Annotated in this window: 21 protein-coding genes; 11 read left to right on the top strand and 10 right to left on the bottom strand. The window is 62.4% G+C overall.

Features of this window, described 5'->3' with window-relative positions:
• Window positions 1-36 precede the first annotated feature (36 nt).
• Both gcvT and gcvH read left to right on the top strand, forming a co-directional pair.
• Window positions 37-1,134, top strand: a complete 1,098-nt coding sequence (gcvT, locus tag EA473_RS16145; protein ID WP_124196685.1) for a glycine cleavage system aminomethyltransferase GcvT — start codon at window positions 37-39, stop codon at window positions 1,132-1,134.
• Between the two features lies 1 nt (window position 1,135).
• Window positions 1,136-1,519: a glycine cleavage system protein GcvH gene (gcvH, locus tag EA473_RS16150; protein WP_124196686.1), complete on the top strand. Its 384-nt coding sequence runs from the start codon at window positions 1,136-1,138 to the stop codon at window positions 1,517-1,519.
• Between the two features lie 114 nt (window positions 1,520-1,633).
• Here gcvH and EA473_RS16155 read toward each other — a convergent pair whose 3' ends face one another.
• Together EA473_RS16155 and EA473_RS16160 are read right to left on the bottom strand one after the other, a co-directional pair.
• Window positions 1,634-1,831, bottom strand: coding sequence for a hypothetical protein (locus EA473_RS16155; protein WP_124196687.1), 198 nt, complete (start codon window positions 1,829-1,831; stop codon window positions 1,634-1,636).
• Between the two features lie 27 nt (window positions 1,832-1,858).
• Entirely contained in the window at window positions 1,859-2,569 is a 711-nt protein-coding gene (locus tag EA473_RS16160; protein WP_124196688.1) for a helix-turn-helix domain-containing protein, read from the bottom strand.
• Between the two features lie 245 nt (window positions 2,570-2,814).
• Between EA473_RS16160 and EA473_RS22835 the strand changes: the two genes are divergently transcribed.
• Both EA473_RS22835 and EA473_RS16170 read left to right on the top strand, forming a co-directional pair.
• Entirely contained in the window at window positions 2,815-3,168 is a 354-nt protein-coding gene (locus EA473_RS22835; protein ID WP_243645281.1) for a hypothetical protein, read from the top strand.
• Between the two features lie 252 nt (window positions 3,169-3,420).
• Window positions 3,421-4,074 (top strand): metal-dependent hydrolase, encoded by a 654-nt coding sequence (locus EA473_RS16170; protein ID WP_124196689.1) that lies wholly within the window; start codon window positions 3,421-3,423, stop codon window positions 4,072-4,074.
• A 147-nt stretch (window positions 4,075-4,221) separates the two neighbouring features.
• On the opposite strand, the gene EA473_RS16175 is transcribed toward EA473_RS16170, so the two are convergent.
• A complete protein-coding gene (locus EA473_RS16175; protein WP_124196690.1) occupies window positions 4,222-5,439 on the bottom strand; it encodes an RNA-guided endonuclease InsQ/TnpB family protein in 1,218 nt (405 codons plus the stop codon).
• Between the two features lie 131 nt (window positions 5,440-5,570).
• Between EA473_RS16175 and EA473_RS16180 the strand changes: the two genes are divergently transcribed.
• Complete coding sequence (locus EA473_RS16180; RefSeq protein WP_124196691.1) at window positions 5,571-6,122, top strand: hypothetical protein; 552 nt, start codon at window positions 5,571-5,573, stop codon at window positions 6,120-6,122.
• A gap of 807 nt (window positions 6,123-6,929) precedes the next feature.
• On the opposite strand, the gene EA473_RS16185 is transcribed toward EA473_RS16180, so the two are convergent.
• Entirely contained in the window at window positions 6,930-7,130 is a 201-nt protein-coding gene (locus EA473_RS16185; protein WP_124196692.1) for a DUF7835 family putative zinc beta-ribbon protein, read from the bottom strand.
• Window positions 7,131-7,390: 260 nt separating this feature from the next.
• On the opposite strand from EA473_RS16185, the gene EA473_RS16190 reads away from it, so the two are divergent.
• The 6 genes from EA473_RS16190 (at window position 7,391) to phoU (ending at window position 11,197) form a co-directional block, all read left to right on the top strand.
• Window positions 7,391-7,741 (top strand): winged helix-turn-helix domain-containing protein, encoded by a 351-nt coding sequence (locus EA473_RS16190; protein ID WP_124196693.1) that lies wholly within the window; start codon window positions 7,391-7,393, stop codon window positions 7,739-7,741.
• A 33-nt stretch (window positions 7,742-7,774) separates the two neighbouring features.
• Window positions 7,775-8,047: a DUF7521 family protein gene (locus EA473_RS16195; protein WP_124196694.1), complete on the top strand. Its 273-nt coding sequence runs from the start codon at window positions 7,775-7,777 to the stop codon at window positions 8,045-8,047.
• 202 nt (window positions 8,048-8,249) lie between these two features.
• A complete protein-coding gene (locus EA473_RS16200) occupies window positions 8,250-8,480 on the top strand; it encodes an AbrB/MazE/SpoVT family DNA-binding domain-containing protein (RefSeq protein ID WP_124196695.1) in 231 nt (76 codons plus the stop codon).
• Complete coding sequence (locus tag EA473_RS16205) at window positions 8,481-8,855, top strand: type II toxin-antitoxin system VapC family toxin (protein WP_124196696.1); 375 nt, start codon at window positions 8,481-8,483, stop codon at window positions 8,853-8,855.
• A gap of 43 nt (window positions 8,856-8,898) precedes the next feature.
• Entirely contained in the window at window positions 8,899-10,416 is a 1,518-nt protein-coding gene (locus tag EA473_RS16210; protein ID WP_124196697.1) for a replication factor C large subunit, read from the top strand.
• Window positions 10,417-10,525: 109 nt separating this feature from the next.
• The gene (phoU, locus tag EA473_RS16215; protein WP_124196698.1) at window positions 10,526-11,197 is read left to right on the top strand and encodes a phosphate signaling complex protein PhoU; all 672 of its coding nucleotides are present in this window, start codon (window positions 10,526-10,528) and stop codon (window positions 11,195-11,197) included.
• 67 nt (window positions 11,198-11,264) lie between these two features.
• On the opposite strand, the gene EA473_RS16220 is transcribed toward phoU, so the two are convergent.
• From EA473_RS16220 to EA473_RS16245, 6 genes are all read right to left on the bottom strand, one after another.
• Window positions 11,265-11,624 carry a HalOD1 output domain-containing protein gene (locus EA473_RS16220; RefSeq protein WP_124196699.1) on the bottom strand — a complete coding sequence of 120 codons (360 nt, stop codon included), beginning with the start codon at window positions 11,622-11,624 and terminating at the stop codon, window positions 11,265-11,267.
• Window positions 11,625-11,731: 107 nt separating this feature from the next.
• Window positions 11,732-12,376 carry a helix-turn-helix domain-containing protein gene (locus EA473_RS16225; protein ID WP_124196700.1) on the bottom strand — a complete coding sequence of 215 codons (645 nt, stop codon included), beginning with the start codon at window positions 12,374-12,376 and terminating at the stop codon, window positions 11,732-11,734.
• Between the two features lie 81 nt (window positions 12,377-12,457).
• On the bottom strand, window positions 12,458-12,820 hold the full coding sequence (locus EA473_RS16230) for a hypothetical protein (RefSeq protein WP_124196701.1): 363 nt from the start codon (window positions 12,818-12,820) through the stop codon (window positions 12,458-12,460).
• A gap of 15 nt (window positions 12,821-12,835) precedes the next feature.
• Window positions 12,836-14,515 carry an FAD-dependent monooxygenase gene (locus EA473_RS16235; protein WP_124196702.1) on the bottom strand — a complete coding sequence of 560 codons (1,680 nt, stop codon included), beginning with the start codon at window positions 14,513-14,515 and terminating at the stop codon, window positions 12,836-12,838.
• Window positions 14,512-16,152, bottom strand: coding sequence for an electron transfer flavoprotein subunit alpha/FixB family protein (locus EA473_RS16240; RefSeq protein WP_124196703.1), 1,641 nt, complete (start codon window positions 16,150-16,152; stop codon window positions 14,512-14,514). Before EA473_RS16240 ends, EA473_RS16235 begins: the two co-directional genes overlap by 4 nt.
• Window positions 16,153-16,154: 2 nt before the next feature.
• The gene (locus EA473_RS16245; RefSeq protein WP_124196704.1) at window positions 16,155-17,021 is read right to left on the bottom strand and encodes an electron transfer flavoprotein subunit beta/FixA family protein; all 867 of its coding nucleotides are present in this window, start codon (window positions 17,019-17,021) and stop codon (window positions 16,155-16,157) included.
• Window positions 17,022-17,221: the final 200 nt, after the last annotated feature.

The following is a 17,221-nucleotide window of genomic DNA, read 5'->3' on the forward strand; positions in this document are numbered from 1 at the left end:
AAAAGACATTACTGTGTACGGAGTGTGGGTCCGGATATGCCGCTTCAGACGCCGCCGTTGCGTGGGATCCACGACGAGCGTGGTGCGAAGTTTACCGAGTTCGGTGGCTGGGATATGCCCGTCGAGTTCGACTCGATCCAGACGGAGCACATGGCCGTCCGTGAAGACGCCGGAATCTTCGACGTCTCCCACATGGGACAGATCCACGTCACCGGCCCGGACGCGACGGCGCTGATGCAACGGCTCACCACGAACGACGTGAGTCGGGTCGCGGTCGGCGGCTCCCAGTACGCGGCGATCACCGACGAGGATGGACTCGTCATCGACGACACGGTCATCTACCGGCTGCCCGACGAGGACGGGCACAACACGTATCTGTTCGTGCCAAACGCCGGAACCGACGAGGCGACTCACGAACGCTGGGTCGACCACCGAAACGAGTGGGACCTCGAGGCGACCGTCGACAACCGAACGGACGAGTACGCCATGTTCGCGGTCCAGGGGCCGAACGCACCCGAGCTCGTCGATGCGGCCTGTCGCGAGGACGTCCTGGATCTCGGTCGGTTCGAAGCGATGGAAGCGACCGTCGACGGCGTGGAGTGCTGGACCGCCCGGACCGGTTACACCGGCGAGGACGGCTTCGAGCTGATCGTTCCGGCCGACGAGGCCGAACGGATCTGGTCGGCCATCGACTGTCAGCCCTGCGGACTCGGTGCTCGGGACACCCTCCGGATCGAGGCCGGCTTCGTCCTCGCCGGCCAGGAGTTCGACCGCGAGTCGAACCCGCGAAATCCGTTCGAGGTCGGCATCGACTTCGCGGTCGACCTCGACACCGAGTTCGTCGGGCGAGACGCGCTCGCCCGCGTCGAAGCCGACGGTCTCGAAGAACAGCTCGTCGGCTTCCAGCTGATCGACCGCGGCGTTCCCCGCCACGGCTACGACATCACGAACACCGAGGGCCGCGTCGTCGGGACCGTTTCCAGCGGGACGATGAGTCCGTCGCTCGAGCAGCCGATCGGCCTCGGCTACGTGCCGGTCGAGTACGCAGAACCCGGAACGACGCTGCAGGTCGTCGTCCGCGGCCGATCGAAAAAGGCAAGAGTTGAAACCACACCCTTCGTCGACACAGTATAACATGACGTTCGACATCCCCGAAGACAGACAGTACATGGAATCGCACGAGTGGGCGCTCGAGACAGAAGACGGTGTTCGCGTCGGTATCTCCGACTTCGCCCAGGACGAACTGGGCGACGTCGTGTTCGTCGAACTCCCCGACGAGGGCGACTCGATCGCCCAGGACGACGAGTTCGGCGTCATCGAGTCGATCAAGGCCGTCTCGGATCTCTACGCACCGGTAAGCGGCGAGATTGTCGGGGTCAACGAGGACCTGTTCGACTCGCCGGAACTCGTCAACGACGAACCGTTCGAGGACGGGTGGATGATCGAGATCGATCCCGAGGACGAGAGCCAACTCGAGGACCTGCTCTCGCCCGAGGAGTACGAGGAGCAGATCGCCTGACACGGACCGCAGTCGCTGTGGTTCGATGTACTCACACGCCGTTTTCCGAGCTGGCTTGCACCGGTGTTGTCCGTGTACAGTGACTCGTAGCGTTCGACGCCGCGACGCGAGACGTCACTCGGCCGTCGCCGACCGGTTGTAGGCGATCATCGTCCATCCGGCGACGAGGACCGCACCGACCGCCCACGCGAGCCAGACGACCGGATCGTCGACGACGTAGACGCCCGTCAGCGTTGCGACGTAACCGATCAGTAATCCGAGCGTCAAGCGCTCCGTTCGATCCAGTCGGGAGACGGTGTCGATCGGTGTCATCGGTTTGGAAACACGACGCGGCCCGGCTCACTCGAGCGTGGCGAGTTGCTCGAGGACGTCCTCGAGCGGTTCGGTCGTGACGGCGAGCGAGTAGTCGTCGATTCGCGCGAGATCGCGGGCGTGTTCCCACAGTTCCTCTTTCTCGAGACCGTGAAGGATCACGGCGTTCGGCGTCGGGTTGAGAACCCGAAGCGCGATGCCGACGCCCTCACCGCGGGTGACGTTGGTGAACACGAGGACGCGGTTCGTACTCTGGCCGTACAATCGGAAGAACTCCTCGCTCGAGAGGCGGGTGATCGCCTCGATGCTGTCGATGACGGTGTGGCCGCTGATCCGGTCGGTGCTCCCGGAGGTGACCTCGGTCGCGTCGATTTCGTCGTACAACTGCGAGAGACGGATCGACGTCGCGTACTCGCGCAGGTCGAGGACGACGTCGCTTTCGAACCCCGCCGAGAGGACGCGCCCGTACTGGCGAATGCGATCGCCGCCGCGGCGTTCGTCGATCGAGAGCAATCCCTGGACGAGCCGTTTGACGACGACGATGCCGGGGCTCTCCCGGCGGCCGCTCTCGTAGTCAGAGATCACCGACGACGAGACCTCGAGTTCCGACGCGAGGTCGGTCTGTGATACGTCGAAGTCGGTCCGCCACTTGCGCAGCGTCGCCCCGGGGTCGTCGCTGAGGGTGATCTCGCCGGCGATCTTTTCGGCGAGTTCTCGTTTCGGTCCACGTCCGCCCATACGCGTCGGTCACGCGGTCGACCCAAGTAGCTACCGGACCCTCTCGCCGTCGGCTGGAACGATTCGACGATCGCCGCACGTCCCGCGTCCGTTTCCGTCGGTGGGCGGTCCGGACTCCCGCGACGAGGAGAGTACCGTTCGGGAGCCGTCTTTGCCCGACGCGGTGACGCTGCGTTGACCCGCCGCTCTCGAGGCCATCACACGTTGGAAGCGTCCTTTTGCCCGTTCGCGATCTGAACCGTACAATGATTCCCCTCAACGCGGAACCGACAGTTCGCCGCGGCGACGACGGTACGGACCGAGACGTGGTCGGTTCGGATCGAGACAAAGACGGTTCTGACCGAGACGAGGTCAGTTCGGAGCGTGACGAAGACGGTTCTGACCGAGACGAAGACGGTTCAGACCGGGATCGGGACCTCGAGGCGAGGCTCAACGATCTCGAACGGGACCAACGGCGGCTCGAAACGACGGTCCGTGGCGTCGCACGCGAGATGGGCTTCTCGACCGGCTGTCTCTGTTCGCAGTGTGAAGCGTCGTACACGATTCAGCAGTCCGATTCGATGTACTGTCCGTCCTGTCGAAACCGGACGTGTCTGTGAGCGGTTCCGATCGCCGGTCCCGTTCGAACGCTTCACCTCCAGTTCCCCACCCCGCGCCGTAGAGCGCTTGTGTCGGTGCCAGCCCACGCTCTTCGCATCACTGTTGGCCGGCTCCTGTGTCGGCGGTCGTCCTGTCGCCTCGAGTTCGATCCCCGGTCCAGTTCCGTCTCGATCGGCGGCCCCGGCGTGCGATCGCCGCGCGGTGAGCCCGTGAGGACAACAGTCAAGCAGCGTCGATTCGAGACGGCGTATATGCCGTCGACTGTGGTTCACGTCGCGATCGCGGGCATGATGGGGGTCGCCCTGCTGGGTGATCGGTTCGACACGAAAGCGATTCTCGTCGTCATGGGAGCAACGGCGCTGATCGACCTCGATACGCTGATCGGAATCTACGTTCCGGGCACACACCGAGCGGCGCTTCACAACGTGTGGGTCGTCCTGATTCCGGCAGCGATCCTCGTCTGGGACGTCAAGCTTCGCGAGGAGTCGTACGTCCTGAACCGCTGGGGCGAGTACGGCTACCGGGTCGCGTGGGTAACTCTCGTGACCGTCCTGTTCGCGCACATACTGCTCGACGCGTTCTTCAACGGCGTCAACCTCTTCTGGCCGGTCCACGACCGGTTCTACGATCTCTCGGGACGGCTCCTCGTCACTGACCAGCGCGGCCTCGTCCAGACGTTCGTCGAATTCGACTCGAGCACTGGCGAACTCGACGAGTCGACGACGCGGGGAACGACCGCGGACACGCACTACTCGACCGGATTCGACCCGACGCGGGACGAACCGCCGGCGGACGTCGAGCGCATCTTCCCGATCGCGGGGTCCGGCGAGCGGTTCGTCCTCACGGTCGCCGGTTTCGGCACGGTGCTCTTCCGGATCGCCGAAGATCTGCGCAGTGACGACTAACGCTCGAAGAAGATTTATGTCGATGACAGATCCAGTGGCGATGTAAATCGCCTCGGGGTCAAGTGGTTCGAAAGGTCGAAGACCTTTCATCATCACGGAAATAAAAGATTTCCGTACGACCCCGAGGCTTTCGCGTGGACTCCCGTTCTATGCCTCAACCGAGGCAGGGGGGACGTACTCCCCACTCACGTTCAACGTCCCACGATTCAAGCGCACATCTACGGGTGCGCCTCCGTCGTCTGCATTTTGCCTGCGACGGAGATACTGCAAACCAATGTTCTTGGAAGCGTTGTAGTCGGCATGGTTCTCGTACCCGCACTTCTGACACTCGAACGACTCTCCGTTCCGGTTATCGTCGTGGGTAAACCCGCACGTCGAACAACGCTTCGACGTGTTGCGCGGGTCAACCTGTACGGCTTCGACGCCGTGTTCTTCGGCTTTGTATTCGACGTACTCGTAGAGGCGTCGAAACGCCCAGACGTGTTGCCACGTCGCCTCGGGGATGTTCTCCCGAATGTGGGTCAAGTCCTCGAACACGATGTGCGAACAGTCGTTCTCCATAGCCTCTTCGATAAGCTCGTTCGCTACAGTGTGCAGGTAGATCTCGAACCGTCCGCACTCTTTCTGTCCAACGCTCTCGATGTTGTCGTGGGCGTGGCGAGACCCACACTGCTGGAGGGATGCACGACGCTTCTCGTACTCTCGACGCCAGTGGTTGAACTCGTCTGCCGACCAGAATCGGCCAGTCGAAGCGACGGCGAGGTTGTTCACGCCCAAATCCACACCAAGGACTGTTCTGTGCTTGGACTCGGATTCAGGCGATTCCTCGTTTGCTTCGACCTTCCGCATCGAAGCGTGGAGGTACCAGTCACCGTCGCGATACTGGAGGTGGGCCATCCGAAACTCGAAATCCTCGTCGGAGACGTACTTTGTCGGTGGTGTCTCCGAGTCGTCGGGAAGGATGTACTCGCACTCAACGCGCCCGTCTACGGTCGAAAGAGAAACGTGGTTGCGGTGGAACGTCGCGCTTCGCTTGTCGTAGGCTGCGCTATCAGCAGAAATGTGCGGTTTCGACGTGTTCTCACCACGTTTGAGGCGTTCGACGCCGCTTTTCACGGCTTCGACCGCTCTGCGAATCCCTTTCTGGACGAGGTTCGCGGTAAGGTCGGTTTCGTCGCGGAGTCGGTCGTAGAGGGCGCGTTCGGCTTTGGCTTTGGAAGTGACGTGGTAGCCGTCGTCGCCGTACCAGCACCATTCGCTCGCGGTGTTGGCGCAGTGTTTGAACTGCTCGACAGTCTCTCGAAGGGAGTCGTCGGCCCCTTCAGGAGTGTCGAGTTTGATGACGGCGGTGCGACGGTATCCCACTTTATTTCACATATGTAGTTAGTATTACTTATACATTTGGGGGTCGGCCTATCACTAGAACGTGGTTTGTGTCATCGAGGGTCGGCTTCCTCCACGGGGTCAAGCCCCGTGGCATCCGCCTCGCTTCTTCTGTGAACCGACGGAGACTGATCGCGGCGGTAGCCGGCGCAGGTACCGGCGCGCTCGCCGGCTGTACCGGAAGCGACGGGGAGCCGTTCGAGCCGGACGTTTCCGAGACGATTCGACTCGGAACCGACGACTCCGTCTCGCTTTCCGACGAGATAACCGTCTCGAGCGACGATTCCAGCGACTTCGAGGAGGACGCGACGAGACGCGCGAACGTTCGCGTCCACGACCGCATCGGATCGATACTCGCAGATCGCGAACTACTCGGAGCGGGCGTTTTCCTCGGGATCGACCGAATCGCCGCCGACGGAATCGACGACGACGTCGCGTCGGACGAATTCGAACGAGCGATTCCGCTCGCGACGGTGGTCAACCAGCGGTACGTCTACGGCCCCAACGGTGAGTTACGCACCCGTCCGGAACCGGTCGACCTCGAGACGCTTCTCGAGGCGCTTCCGCGGACCGTTACGGTCACCGTCTCGTCCGACGGAAACCAGTACACGGCCGGTCTTCCGGTCGTCGTCCACCGGTACTGGATTCACCAGCGCGACGGCTGAGGACGTTACCCGCGTCGTTCACTGGATCTTTTTCCGCGCTTCGGGTCCTGTTCGCGGTGATTCGTCGTCGGGTCGATACTCAACAGGTCGAGCCTCGAGTCGTCACCTCGCCGTTACTGCCCGATTAGACGGTACTGTTTGATACAGATTACTGTCACTGTGTACCGGCGCACCCGCCGCTCTGGTCGCGGGTGCGCCGGTGAGGACTGACAGTAAACCGTATGAGATAGCGAAGGCGGCGAGAACGATCCCCATAAACACCAAGAGCGAACCGAAAACCGCCCACCGATTGTCGTCGACGAACGCTCGAAATCGGCCGGATATGGCCGTCGCGACCGACAGGACGGCGACCACACCGGCCAGAAGCGAGAACGCCGGTTGGACTCGGAAGAAGACGATCGCAAACAGTCCCAGCGTCACCGCTACCAGCATCGACCTGACCCGCCCAGCGGCGTCTCGAGCCACAGTTCTCAGCCAGTCGGCTGTTGATTTCCGCACGGTGAATCCCGGTGGAAATTTCGATTAGCCTGGAATCAGTGTTCCGGTCAAATCCGATCGGATCGGACATCGACACGGACCGCAGTCACGGTGTCCGGTGTACCCACATACCGTTTGCGGTCCGACCGGTACTGACCGACAGCAGTCCGCACAGACCGTTTCACCGACTCTTCTCGATGAATTTGAAAACGGCCAACCCCACGAGATGAGTCGGCCAATGGATGCAATAGAGCGTTTCGGACGCACCGACGGTATCGAAACGGGGCCGTCGACAGGGATTGTCCGACGTCACGCTGACAGGGGTCCGTATCAGGCGTTGTTCATCCGCTGACTCTCGCGGTTCCCACAGCGTTGACACTCCCGAACCCGGTACGGTTCTCGAGAGTATCGCGCGTTTTCGCCTTCACCGCCCTCGGTTACGAGTTGGACGGAAACCTCGTGTAACGTATCCGTTTCGCACTCTTCGCACGGTTCGGTCATCCCATTCGAGACGTCATTAGTCGTTGCCATACCTGACTCTCACACCTCTATACCATATATCATCGACAGTAGCCTCGTTTCCCGATAATCGGTATATAAAGGTATTTTCTCGTCGTGATAACACCGGTCTCGCCGGCGTGTTTTAGTCGTACTATTTACATTTACTCGCGACCTGTACGACCTCTTCTGAGAGGTATAGGCGCGTAACCATTCAACAAAATTACAATACAGGTCGAGTATTTCACTAACCCAGAAAACCTTTTGCATGAGGATTCCCGTAGCACACATACATGGCGGATGAAACCCCCATCGAAGAGATCCTCAACACAATCGGGGACGAGCACGCTCGTACCGTACTCGCCTCGGTTAGCCGGAAATCCGGATCCGCAAAGGAGCTGGCCGACCGGCTTGATCTCTCTCAACCGACGATCTATCGACGACTCGACGTTCTCCAGGAACACGATCTTATCAAAGAACGGACGCTGGTTGCAGACGACGGAAACCACTACAAAGAGTATCGGTGTAACTTCGATAGTACGGTCATCTCCCTCGAGGACGACGAATACGACGTCCGAATCTTTCGAAAGGAAAACCTGCCGGACCGGTTCACTCAACTCTGGGACGAGCTTGGTGTTAAGTAGAGTGGGTTCGAACGCCAGAGAACGGGCACCAGTATGAACGAACTACTCGAAGTATTGCTGATGTTACTGCAGATGGTCGTCTTCGCCCTCGCGCTGGGGCTTACCCTCATTAGCTTCCAGTCATACCGAATGAATCCGTCGAAGCGCCTGGAAAGCGCGTTTATCGGGTTCGCGTTTCTCAGCATGGGCGTGGGGCTTACCACGATCGTCTCGCAGCTATCCGAGCCGTTGACCGCCTTCTACATCGCCGAAACCGTCCCGTTCATCGTCGGGTTCGGCATGCTCTACCTGTCGCTCTACCGGTGACCGGCGCGACAGGACGAGACGCTTTTTCGGTGAACGACTGGTCCGGGCAGTCGAACGAATCCGATGTGGACCCGGTGTACCGAGAACGCCGACTGTGCGTCGTCGGCCGTTCGTGAACGCAGAGCCACGCTCGGATACGTGGGGTGTGGGTATTCGCATATATCGGGGAACGCTTTTACTTTCTCCCACCGTACACCGAGGTATGGCAGACGTAGCGCTTGACGACCGTGGCCGTCTCACGCTCCCGAAGGAGGTCAGAGAGCGATACGGGGACCGATATCACGTCGTTCAACTCCCCGATGGAGTTAAACTGGTCCCGGTCGCCGACGACCCGCTCGAGGCACTCAGGGACGAGTTCGAGGATGTCCAGACGCCAGCCGACGAACTTCGTGAAGAAGCGCGTGACGCAGCGCTCGACGAGGCTGGACGGTAAATGTATGCGGAAACAGATTTCCTTCTCGCACTAATCAAGGACGACGACTGGCTCGGCACCACCGCCGAAACGGTATACCGAGAGCATCGCGACGAGTTATGGACGTCGCAGTTCACGCTCATCGAACTCCTGATGGTCGCCTACCGCGAGGAGCGTGATACCGAACGCGTCGTCTCGAACGCCGCCAGTCTCGTCGAGGTACGCGGTGACGTGGAGACGGTCGTGACGGCGGCGACGTACGTGGAAGACCACGGGTTCACACCGTTCGATGCACTTCACCTCGTCGAATCGAACGGCGATACCATCGTCTCGAGTGACGAGACGTATGCGGACGTCACCTCCCGTCTGGACCTGAAGACGGTCGCCGAGGAGTGACGCTCCGCAATCCCTAAACACGACTCGCCCCAACCAGTGTCCAATGAGCGACTGGACCGAAACGTACCGACCGACGACGCTGTCGGAGGTACGTGGGAACAACAAGGCCCGCGACAAACTCGAGGAGTGGGCGAAGACGTGGGACGACCACCGGAAATCGGTGATCGTCCACGGGAGTCCCGGGGTGGGAAAGACGTCCGCGGCTCACGCGCTGGCAAACGACATGGGCTGGCCGGTGATGGAGCTCAACGCCAGCGACGATCGCCAGGCCGACGTGATCCAGCGAGTCGCAGGCGAGGCCTCGAAAAGCGGGACGCTTACGGCCGGCGGCAGTGGCCGTCGGCTCGTCATCCTCGACGAGGCGGACAACTTCCACGGCAGTGCGGACTACGGCGGCTCTCGGGAAGTCACTCGAGTCGTCAAGGAGGCCAACCAGCCGGTCGTCCTCGTGGCAAACGAGTTCTACGAGATGAGCAACTCGCTTCGAAACGCCTGCGAGACGATCGAGTTTCGTGATGTCTCGAAGCGCTCGATCGTCCCGGTGTTGCGTGACATCTGTCGTCGCGAGGGTGTCGAATTCGAGGAGACCGCCTTAGAGAAGATCGCGGAATCGACCAGCGGCGACCTTCGTTCGGCGGTCAACGACCTGCAGGCGGTCGCCGAGGAGGCCGAACGGCTGACCGTCGACGACGTCGTCACGAGCGAACGCGATCGAACCGAGGGCATATTCGACTTTCTCGACGCGCTCATCAAAGAAGAGGACGCCGAGGGAGCACTCCGAGCGTCTTACGACGTCGACGAGACGCCCGACGAGTTACTCAACTGGATCGAGGACAACGTGCCGAAAGATTACGCGGGAGCCGAACTCGCGGACGCCTACGGCTATCTCTCGAACGCCGATCGGTGGCTCGGCCGCGTTCGGGCGACCCAGGACTACTCGTTCTGGCGGTACGCGACGGACAACATGACCGCCGGCGTCGCAGCCTCGCGTCGGGAGGACAAAGGCGGCTGGACGCGCTACGGTCCGCCGAGTTACTGGTCGAAACTCGGCCGGACGAAAGGCACCCGGAACACGCGCGACTCGATCGCGGAGCGAGTGGCCGAACGCGAGGGGACGAGCGTCTCGACTGCACGGCGGGAGATCCTCCCGTATCTCTCAGCGATGACCCACCACTGCCGAAATCGGGACCTCACCGTTCGGATGGCGGCGACTTACGAACTCGACGAGTCGGAGGTCTCGTTCGTCACTGAAAGCGGCAAAGACACCAACAAGGTCCAGTCGATCGTCGAAGACGCCGAGGAACTCCAGACCGAACAGACCGTCGAACACTCCGGATCCGCGTTTTTCGGAACGAGCGACACCGACGGCGACACCGACTCGAGTTCGGACGAGAAAGTCGACGCCACGGGCGGAGCGCCGAGGGACGAACAGGAAACGCTCGTCTCCGCGGCCGACGAATCGGACGGAAGCGAGGAGGAAAACGGCACGGGATCGACGGAGTCGGCGGACGAAACCGACGAGACGGACGACGGTCAGTCCGGGCTGACCGACTTCATGTGAGGTCGGCGACCGTATTTACGGAGTCGTTCGACCGATGGAAGGGGTACCGATGTCGGTGTGAATCACGGTGAGCACAAGCTATATCCCCGCACGCACGGGTGGCTGAACTATGGCGCGGAAATCCTACCAGGAGAAACTCGCGGAACTCCGCGAGGATATCCTCTACATGAGCGAAGTCGTGATGGAGCGACTTCGACTGGGGCTCGACGCTCTCGAGCAGAAAGACCAGAATCTCGCTCGAGAGGTCATCACGAGCGACGACGAGATCAACCAGATGTACCTCGACTTAGAGCAGGACTGCATCGAGTTGCTCGCGCTCCAACAGCCCGTGGCTTCGGATCTGCGGTTTATCGCCGCCTCGTTCAAGATCATCACCGATCTGGAACGGATCGGCGACCTCGCGGTCAACCTCGGCGAGTACACCCTCGAGGCCGAGCACGACCGCTTCCCGGACGTCGACGTCCAGGAGATGGGGTCGTTGACGCTTGCGATGATCGACGACGCGATGCAAGCCTACGACACCGAAGACGTCGACGCCTGTCGAGAACTCGCGGCTCGCGACGACGACCTCGATCACTTCGCCGAGCGGGCGAGCGAAATCGTCGTCCGGGACCTGATCGAACGCGAACTCGACTCTCCGAACGAGGTCGAGCGACTGCTACAGGACGTCTCTCGGCTCCTGTTGACGATCCGGGATCTCGAGCGCGTCGGCGATCACGCCGTGAACATCGCGGCCCGGACGCTGTACATGGTCGAAAACGACGACGAACTGATCTACTGATCCGCGACGACCTGATAAACTGACCCGCAACGGCTCATTTTCGGCCGGACGTCTCGAGGTGGCAGCGTTACCCCTCGCGTAAGCCCAGGCGATCGAGGTCGGAGAGTTCGACCCGGCCGGTCGTATCGACCGTCACGCGATAGCCGGCGTAGGCGAACGACACCGTCCCGGCGGAGCGCTCGAGGGTGCCGGACGAATCGAACAGCGCATCGAGTGCGGACGGATCGATCGATTCGTACAGCGGTCCGAACTCGCGAGCGACGGCGACGGGATCGTCCAGTTCTTCCCGTTTCGAAACGGCGACCGTGATGGCTTCACTGAGCGGTTGTCCCGGTTCGGCCTGGTGGACGAACGGGCCGCCGTCAGTGCCATGATCGCGTTCCTGCCCGTCGGCCGACAAGCTCGGCGTCGTTGGTTCAGTATCCATACCGAATGGACGCCTCGCGACCTGGAAAGGAGCCGCATTGATTGACCAACGTTTTACATCGGGGCCGGTGTTTGACGTGTCAGGATGGCAGGCCGGTGTTTGGCGCGTCAAGATGGCTGATCCTCCGCCAGCGTGTGCTCGAGGAGGTTCGTCTGCCCACGGCGGAGTCGCGCCGAAAGCGCCTGATCGGAGACGTCGAGGTCGGTCGCGACCGAAGACAGCGTCGTCTTTCGCGGCACGTCGAAGTATCCCGCCTCGAGCGCGGCCAGAAGCGCGTCGTACTGTGCCTCCGTGACGCCGTACTGTCCCGTTTCGGACTTCTGTTCGGGGTACAGTCTACGAACGCGGAATCCGGAAACGCGCTCGAGACACCGTTGTCGATACGCGGCGAGCGTCTCGCGGGAGGGGACTCGTACGCGTAAGACGGTTTCGTCGGTGATGGAGATCTCCAGGACCGAAACGTCGTACTCGGCTGCGATGGGATACGTGAGCCGGCTCGCGGCCCGGTCGGACAGGACGATGCTGTACAGCCGTCGATCGACGGCGTCGTCGAGTGTGGTGGCTGTGCTGACGGTCGAATCCTCCTCGAGTGCCGATTCGAACCGTTCGAAATCGTCGCCGTACGCACAGAACAACAGCTTCGACTCGCCGGATTCGGTTTCGTACACCTCCTCGATCCGGATCTCGTCGGTCCCCTCTGCGGCGGTACGGAGAATCGGCGTATCCAGTTCGAACTCGACGATGAGAGTCACGGGTTTGATACCTCGGCCAGGTCGTTGACTGTTTCGCCTATCGACGGTGACCCGCCCTGGAACGAAGAGATATTTCGTGGATCACCGCAAGGGGACACCGGTAAGCAACTGGCCGACGTCGTCTACGTTTCGCGTCTCGAGCAACAGTTCGGCCGCCTCGCGAATCGAGAAGTTCGCCTCGAGTTCGACGCCGTAACACCGGGTGTAACACTCGAGCCAGGCGTTCATCGCACGCTCTAAGGCCGCCAGTTCCGCGGGCGAGAACTGCACCATCCGCCCGCCCGTTCGCCCCTCGACGTAGAGCCAGATCGACGGCCCGACACCCTCCCGGAGGTAGGTGGAAGCGTCGTCGGGGCCGATCTCCCGGTCGCCGCGCTCTATGCGCTCGCGGTCGCGTTCGGCGCGACGTTGCAAGGCGGCGATGCGCGGACCGTACCGGTTCACGGTCGGTCGATCGCGCTACCCCTCACGGTACTCGACGCCCTTGCCGCCGCGGGGGTGTTCCCACTCGGTGTCGGCGACGATCGCACAGGTGCCACACTCGACGCAGGGCTGGGTGTCGAGGCTGACGAGCGTCTCCTCGGTGCCGTTCGTCTGGACGGTCTCCGAGCGATAACAGCCGCCGCCGAACTCCTCGGCGCTGACCGGGCAGGCGTAGACCGCCGCCCCGCTGGCGTCGAACGATTCGTCGAGTAGTTCGATGTGAGGATTGCCGACGTCGGTGTCGTAGGTGAGATCGCCGATCCGCTCCTCGAGCGACGGCGGTTCGATCTCGTTTTCCCAGTGGATCGTCTTGCCGTGGGTCTCGCCGATGACGGAGGGCAGCGTGACGTAGCCGGTACTCGTATCGGGCAGCATCGAGACGAGAAACGGCGAGTTGTACGCCCGCTGCAGCAAGCGATTCGAGATCGGATTGCCGACCGCGACCGAGCCGATCGGCGACTCGAGGACCGTATCGACGACGTTCGTCACCAGGTCGCGCTCGCCGACGGCGCGTGCGACGTCGTACCGACGAGGCCTGAGTTTGTCCATCGTACCGGAGTCCTCGAGCATCTTCGCGTACCGGCGACCGGCCGCGGCGGGATCGGCGTTGCCCTTCGTGACGGCGAAGGCGTCGGCCGCGAGCGCGCCGGCGGTGACGGCGTGGTTCATCCCCTTGATGATCGGCCCCTGGGCCTGCATCTGGCCGCCGGCGTCGCCGACGAGAACGAGTCGATCCTCGTACGGTTCGCGGTGGGCGACCTTCTTCGAGTCGGGGACGAGTTTCGCGGCGTACTCGCGTTCGTCGTACTCGTCGCCGAGCCACGTCGCGAGCAGCGGATGGGTGAGCAAGGCGTCGAGCAGTTGGTGTGGCTCAGCCTGCTGTTCGACGAGGCTGTCCAGGTGGAAGACGGTCCCGATCGACAGCGAATCCTCGTTCGTATAGAGGAAGCCGCCGCCGCGGACGTCGGAGAAGAGGTCGCCCGAAAAGAGGTGGGCGACGCCCTCGTCGGGCTCGAGGTCGAACCGGTCGTCGATCACGTCGGGGTCCATGTCGACGACGGCTTTGACGCCCTGGAACCACTCGTCGGGCTCCTCCCAGTCCATCAGTCCCGCGTCGCGGGCGAGTTCGGAGTTGACGCCGTCCGCGGCGACGACGAGGTCGGCCGTGATCGGATCCAGTTCGTCGCAGGTGACGCCGACGATCTCGCCGTCCTCCCGGAGAAGGCCGTTGACGCGAACGTCGGTCAGCACGCCGCCGCCGGTCTCGCTCGTCTTCTCGTGGACCTGGTCCTCGAGCCAGGAGTCCATGCGCCGGCGGAGCACGGCGTCACACCAGTCGGTGTCGTGTTCGTGGAGATCGGTGAGGTCGTACGTCTTGACGCTGTTGCCCGCCACGTTGTGGATCCGATAGTCGGTTACCGGCCGCTCTGCGGCCTCCTCGCGGAACCCGTCGAAGAGGTCGTCGACGGTGTAGGGTGCCGACTCTTCGGCGTAGATCAGCCCGCCGGAGACGTTCTTCGATCCCGATTTCGTGCCGCGCTCCAAGACGAGCGTCTCGACGCCGTGGTCGGCGAGTCGAGCGGCTGCGGCCGCTCCGCCGGGGCCACAGCCGACGACGATCGCCTCGTAGTGTTCGTACTCCGACTCGTCGCTCATTCGTCGTCACCTCCGCGGCCGTCGGCGATCGCTTCTGGCGTCATCTCGCCCGATTCGACCACATCGGTCAGCCGAGGTAAGACCTCGAAGAGATCCCCTTCGACGAAGTAATCCGAGAAGTCCCGAATTCGTGCGTCCGTGTCGGTGTTGATCGCGACGATCGTGTCGGATTCGTCCATGCCGACCTTGTGCTGGACCGCTCCGGAGACGCCCGCGGCGATGTAGAGGTCGGGAGCGACGACCTGTCCGGTTTCGCCGATCTGGCGCTCCTCTTTCGCGTACTCCTCGACGTGTCCCTCGAACTGGTAGGAGGACGTGACGATCCCCCGCGTGATGCCGAGTTTGGCGTCCTCGAAGGCGTCGACCAGATCGAGTCCGAGCTCCATCCCTTCGGTCGGATCGTCGGCGATACCGCGTCCGAGACAGACGATCACGTCGTGGTCGGTCAGATCGATGCCGGCCTCGAGCTGGTCGTACTCGGTGATCTCGACGCGGAACCAGTCGTCCTCGAGATCCATGTCGTGTTCGATCACGAGGCCATCCCGGTCGTCGTCGCGTTCGATCGGCTCGAAACTGCCCGGAATGATCGACGCGCCCTGCGGGTGGAAGTCCCGACTGGGGTTGTCCAGACAGAGGATCGTCGAGTACTCGAACCCGGAGAAGTCCGGCCGCTTCATGTGCAACACCTTCTCGAAGGTCTTCTTGACGCCGGGTTCGCCCGTCTTGACCGGGTTCGACACCTCCTCTTCCTGGATAAAGAGGTCAGAACAGTCAGAGGCCAGCCCGGAGTCGAGTTCCGCCTGCACCTTCGCCGAGAGGTCCCGGCCGTTGTTCGTCGCCGGGAACAGAATATAGCGGGGCTCGTCGTAGTCGCGCCAGTCCGTACTCTCGACGGTCCCCTGGCCACGAGCCATGTGCGCCGAGATCTCGGTGTAGGGCTTGTGCAGGAACCGCTCGAGGCGTTCGTCGTCGTGGTACACCGCGACGTCCGCCCCGTAAGCGATACACTCCTCGGCCAGTTCCTCGCAGTCGTCGCCCATCAGGAACGCGACGACCCGCTCGTCGTCGCCGTACTCCGCTTCGAACCCGTCCATCAACTCGCGGGCCTTGCCGAGCATCTCTTGGGAAACCTCGAGCAACTCGCCCTGCTGGGTCTCACAGAAGACCCACATGTCCGCGTAGTCGCCGCCGTCGAGGGCGCGAACGTGTTTCTTGTCTCGAGTGGGCTGGGAGAGTCCGTCGTCTTCTTCCTCGGCGCTCGCGTCGTCGTCGGTTCCGTCGTCCGCATCCTCGCTCTCGTCGCTCACGGCCTCCTCGTCCCCGTCGTCTGCATCTGCCTCCTCACCGTCGCCCGCCTCGACGTCGTCCACGTCTTCGCCGTCGGCCTCCTCGCCGACGTCTTCTTTCGTCGCCTCGTACTCGCCTTCCGTCTCGGTTCCCTCTTCGACGCCGTCGCGATCGTCGTCGATCGCGCCGATCGCCTCGAGGCGTCGGTGGACCGCCTCGCGGGCGGTCTTGCGGTCCTGCCCCGCCTGTTCGGCCTCGAGGATCGTCTGCAGGACGTCCTCGTCGTCGACCGTCTCGAGGTGGTCGTCCAGTTCGTCGACCGTGTGTTCGTTTGGATCGAATTCGGACACGTTCAGTCACCTCCAGCCGCGTACGGTTGCATCTCCTCGAGTACCTCGCCCATCGCCTCGCCGTCGTCGAAATCGATCATCGTCGCCTCGCGCTCCGAGGGCGCTTTGGGGATCGGATCGACCGAGGAGACGATCGTCGGGGAGCCGTCGAGCCCGATGTAGTCGGGATCCAGATTCAGCGCTTCGTGATCCCACGTCGTCAGTTGCTCCTCGTGATCGTCGGCCCGCCGCTGGGTCTCTGCGCGGAGTCGTTTGTGTGTCAGCCGGTGGGAGGCCTTCCGGTATCTCGGTTCGAACTCCGGGTCCGTGACGACGAAACAGGGCAGCGGTGCCTCGACCGTCTCGATTTCGTCGACGTCCCCTTCGACCAGTCGCTTCGCTCGCAAGATTCGTTCGTCGGGGTCGATGTCGAGGGCGATCACGTGCGTGACGATCGGCCAGTCCATCGCCCAGCTGGTCTGGGGGCCCGTCTGGCCCGTCTCGCCGTCGGCCGTCTTGAAGCCGGCGAAGACGAGGTCGATATCGCCGACTTCCTCCTGGTACTTCTCGAGTCCGGCGCTGAGCGTGATCGCCGTCGCCCACGTGTCCGACGCCGCCAGTTCGCGGTCTGATAGCAGGTACGTGTCGTCGGCGTACACCGACTCCATCGCCTCCTCGAGAACGGATGCGTAGCCGGGCGGCCCCATGCTCATCGCGCTGACGTGGCCGCCGTGGCGGACCCTCGTCTGGAGTGCGGCCTCGAGGGCGAACGCGTCGTTCGGGTTCATCACGGTCGGCGTCTTCCCCCGTTCTAAGTGGCCCTCTTCGTTGAACGAGACCGCCCCCTCCGAGAAGTCCGGTACACCCTTCGTCAGAGCGATCGATCGCATGGACACCTCCGTCGTCGAACTATGTCTCTTATTCTCATGCCTGCTTTTCCCTAACGTACAAGAACTATTAAGAATAGGGGTCGGCGATGGTCGCATACGGCGGCGACTTCGGGGGTCGCACGCTCGGAAACCGAACCGATTCGGCAACAACCGTTAACTGTCGGAATTACCGATACGTTGGCAGTGTTCGAACGCGCGCA

Origin of the sequence: Natrarchaeobius chitinivorans (genome assembly GCF_003841505.1) — an archaeon.
In the GTDB taxonomy this organism is placed as follows: Archaea; Halobacteriota; Halobacteria; order Halobacteriales; family Natrialbaceae; genus Natrarchaeobius; species Natrarchaeobius chitinivorans.

Coding starts and splice junctions, on each gene's coding strand:
- gcvH (WP_124196686.1), top strand. CDS start 1,136: ATGACGTTCGACATCCCCGAAGACAGACAGTACATGGAATCGCACGAG.
- EA473_RS16170 (WP_124196689.1), top strand. CDS start 3,421: ATGCCGTCGACTGTGGTTCACGTCGCGATCGCGGGCATGATGGGGGTC.
- EA473_RS16160 (WP_124196688.1), bottom strand. CDS start 2,569: ATGGGCGGACGTGGACCGAAACGAGAACTCGCCGAAAAGATCGCCGGC.
- EA473_RS16155 (WP_124196687.1), bottom strand. CDS start 1,831: ATGACACCGATCGACACCGTCTCCCGACTGGATCGAACGGAGCGCTTG.
- EA473_RS16210 (WP_124196697.1), top strand. CDS start 8,899: ATGAGCGACTGGACCGAAACGTACCGACCGACGACGCTGTCGGAGGTA.
- EA473_RS16245 (WP_124196704.1), bottom strand. CDS start 17,021: ATGCGATCGATCGCTCTGACGAAGGGTGTACCGGACTTCTCGGAGGGG.
- EA473_RS16220 (WP_124196699.1), bottom strand. CDS start 11,624: ATGGATACTGAACCAACGACGCCGAGCTTGTCGGCCGACGGGCAGGAA.
- EA473_RS22835 (WP_243645281.1), top strand. CDS start 2,815: ATGATTCCCCTCAACGCGGAACCGACAGTTCGCCGCGGCGACGACGGT.
- EA473_RS16200 (WP_124196695.1), top strand. CDS start 8,250: ATGGCAGACGTAGCGCTTGACGACCGTGGCCGTCTCACGCTCCCGAAG.
- EA473_RS16195 (WP_124196694.1), top strand. CDS start 7,775: ATGAACGAACTACTCGAAGTATTGCTGATGTTACTGCAGATGGTCGTC.
- phoU (WP_124196698.1), top strand. CDS start 10,526: ATGGCGCGGAAATCCTACCAGGAGAAACTCGCGGAACTCCGCGAGGAT.
- EA473_RS16235 (WP_124196702.1), bottom strand. CDS start 14,515: ATGAGCGACGAGTCGGAGTACGAACACTACGAGGCGATCGTCGTCGGC.
- EA473_RS16185 (WP_124196692.1), bottom strand. CDS start 7,130: ATGGCAACGACTAATGACGTCTCGAATGGGATGACCGAACCGTGCGAA.
- gcvT (WP_124196685.1), top strand. CDS start 37: ATGCCGCTTCAGACGCCGCCGTTGCGTGGGATCCACGACGAGCGTGGT.
- EA473_RS16205 (WP_124196696.1), top strand. CDS start 8,481: ATGTATGCGGAAACAGATTTCCTTCTCGCACTAATCAAGGACGACGAC.
- EA473_RS16190 (WP_124196693.1), top strand. CDS start 7,391: ATGGCGGATGAAACCCCCATCGAAGAGATCCTCAACACAATCGGGGAC.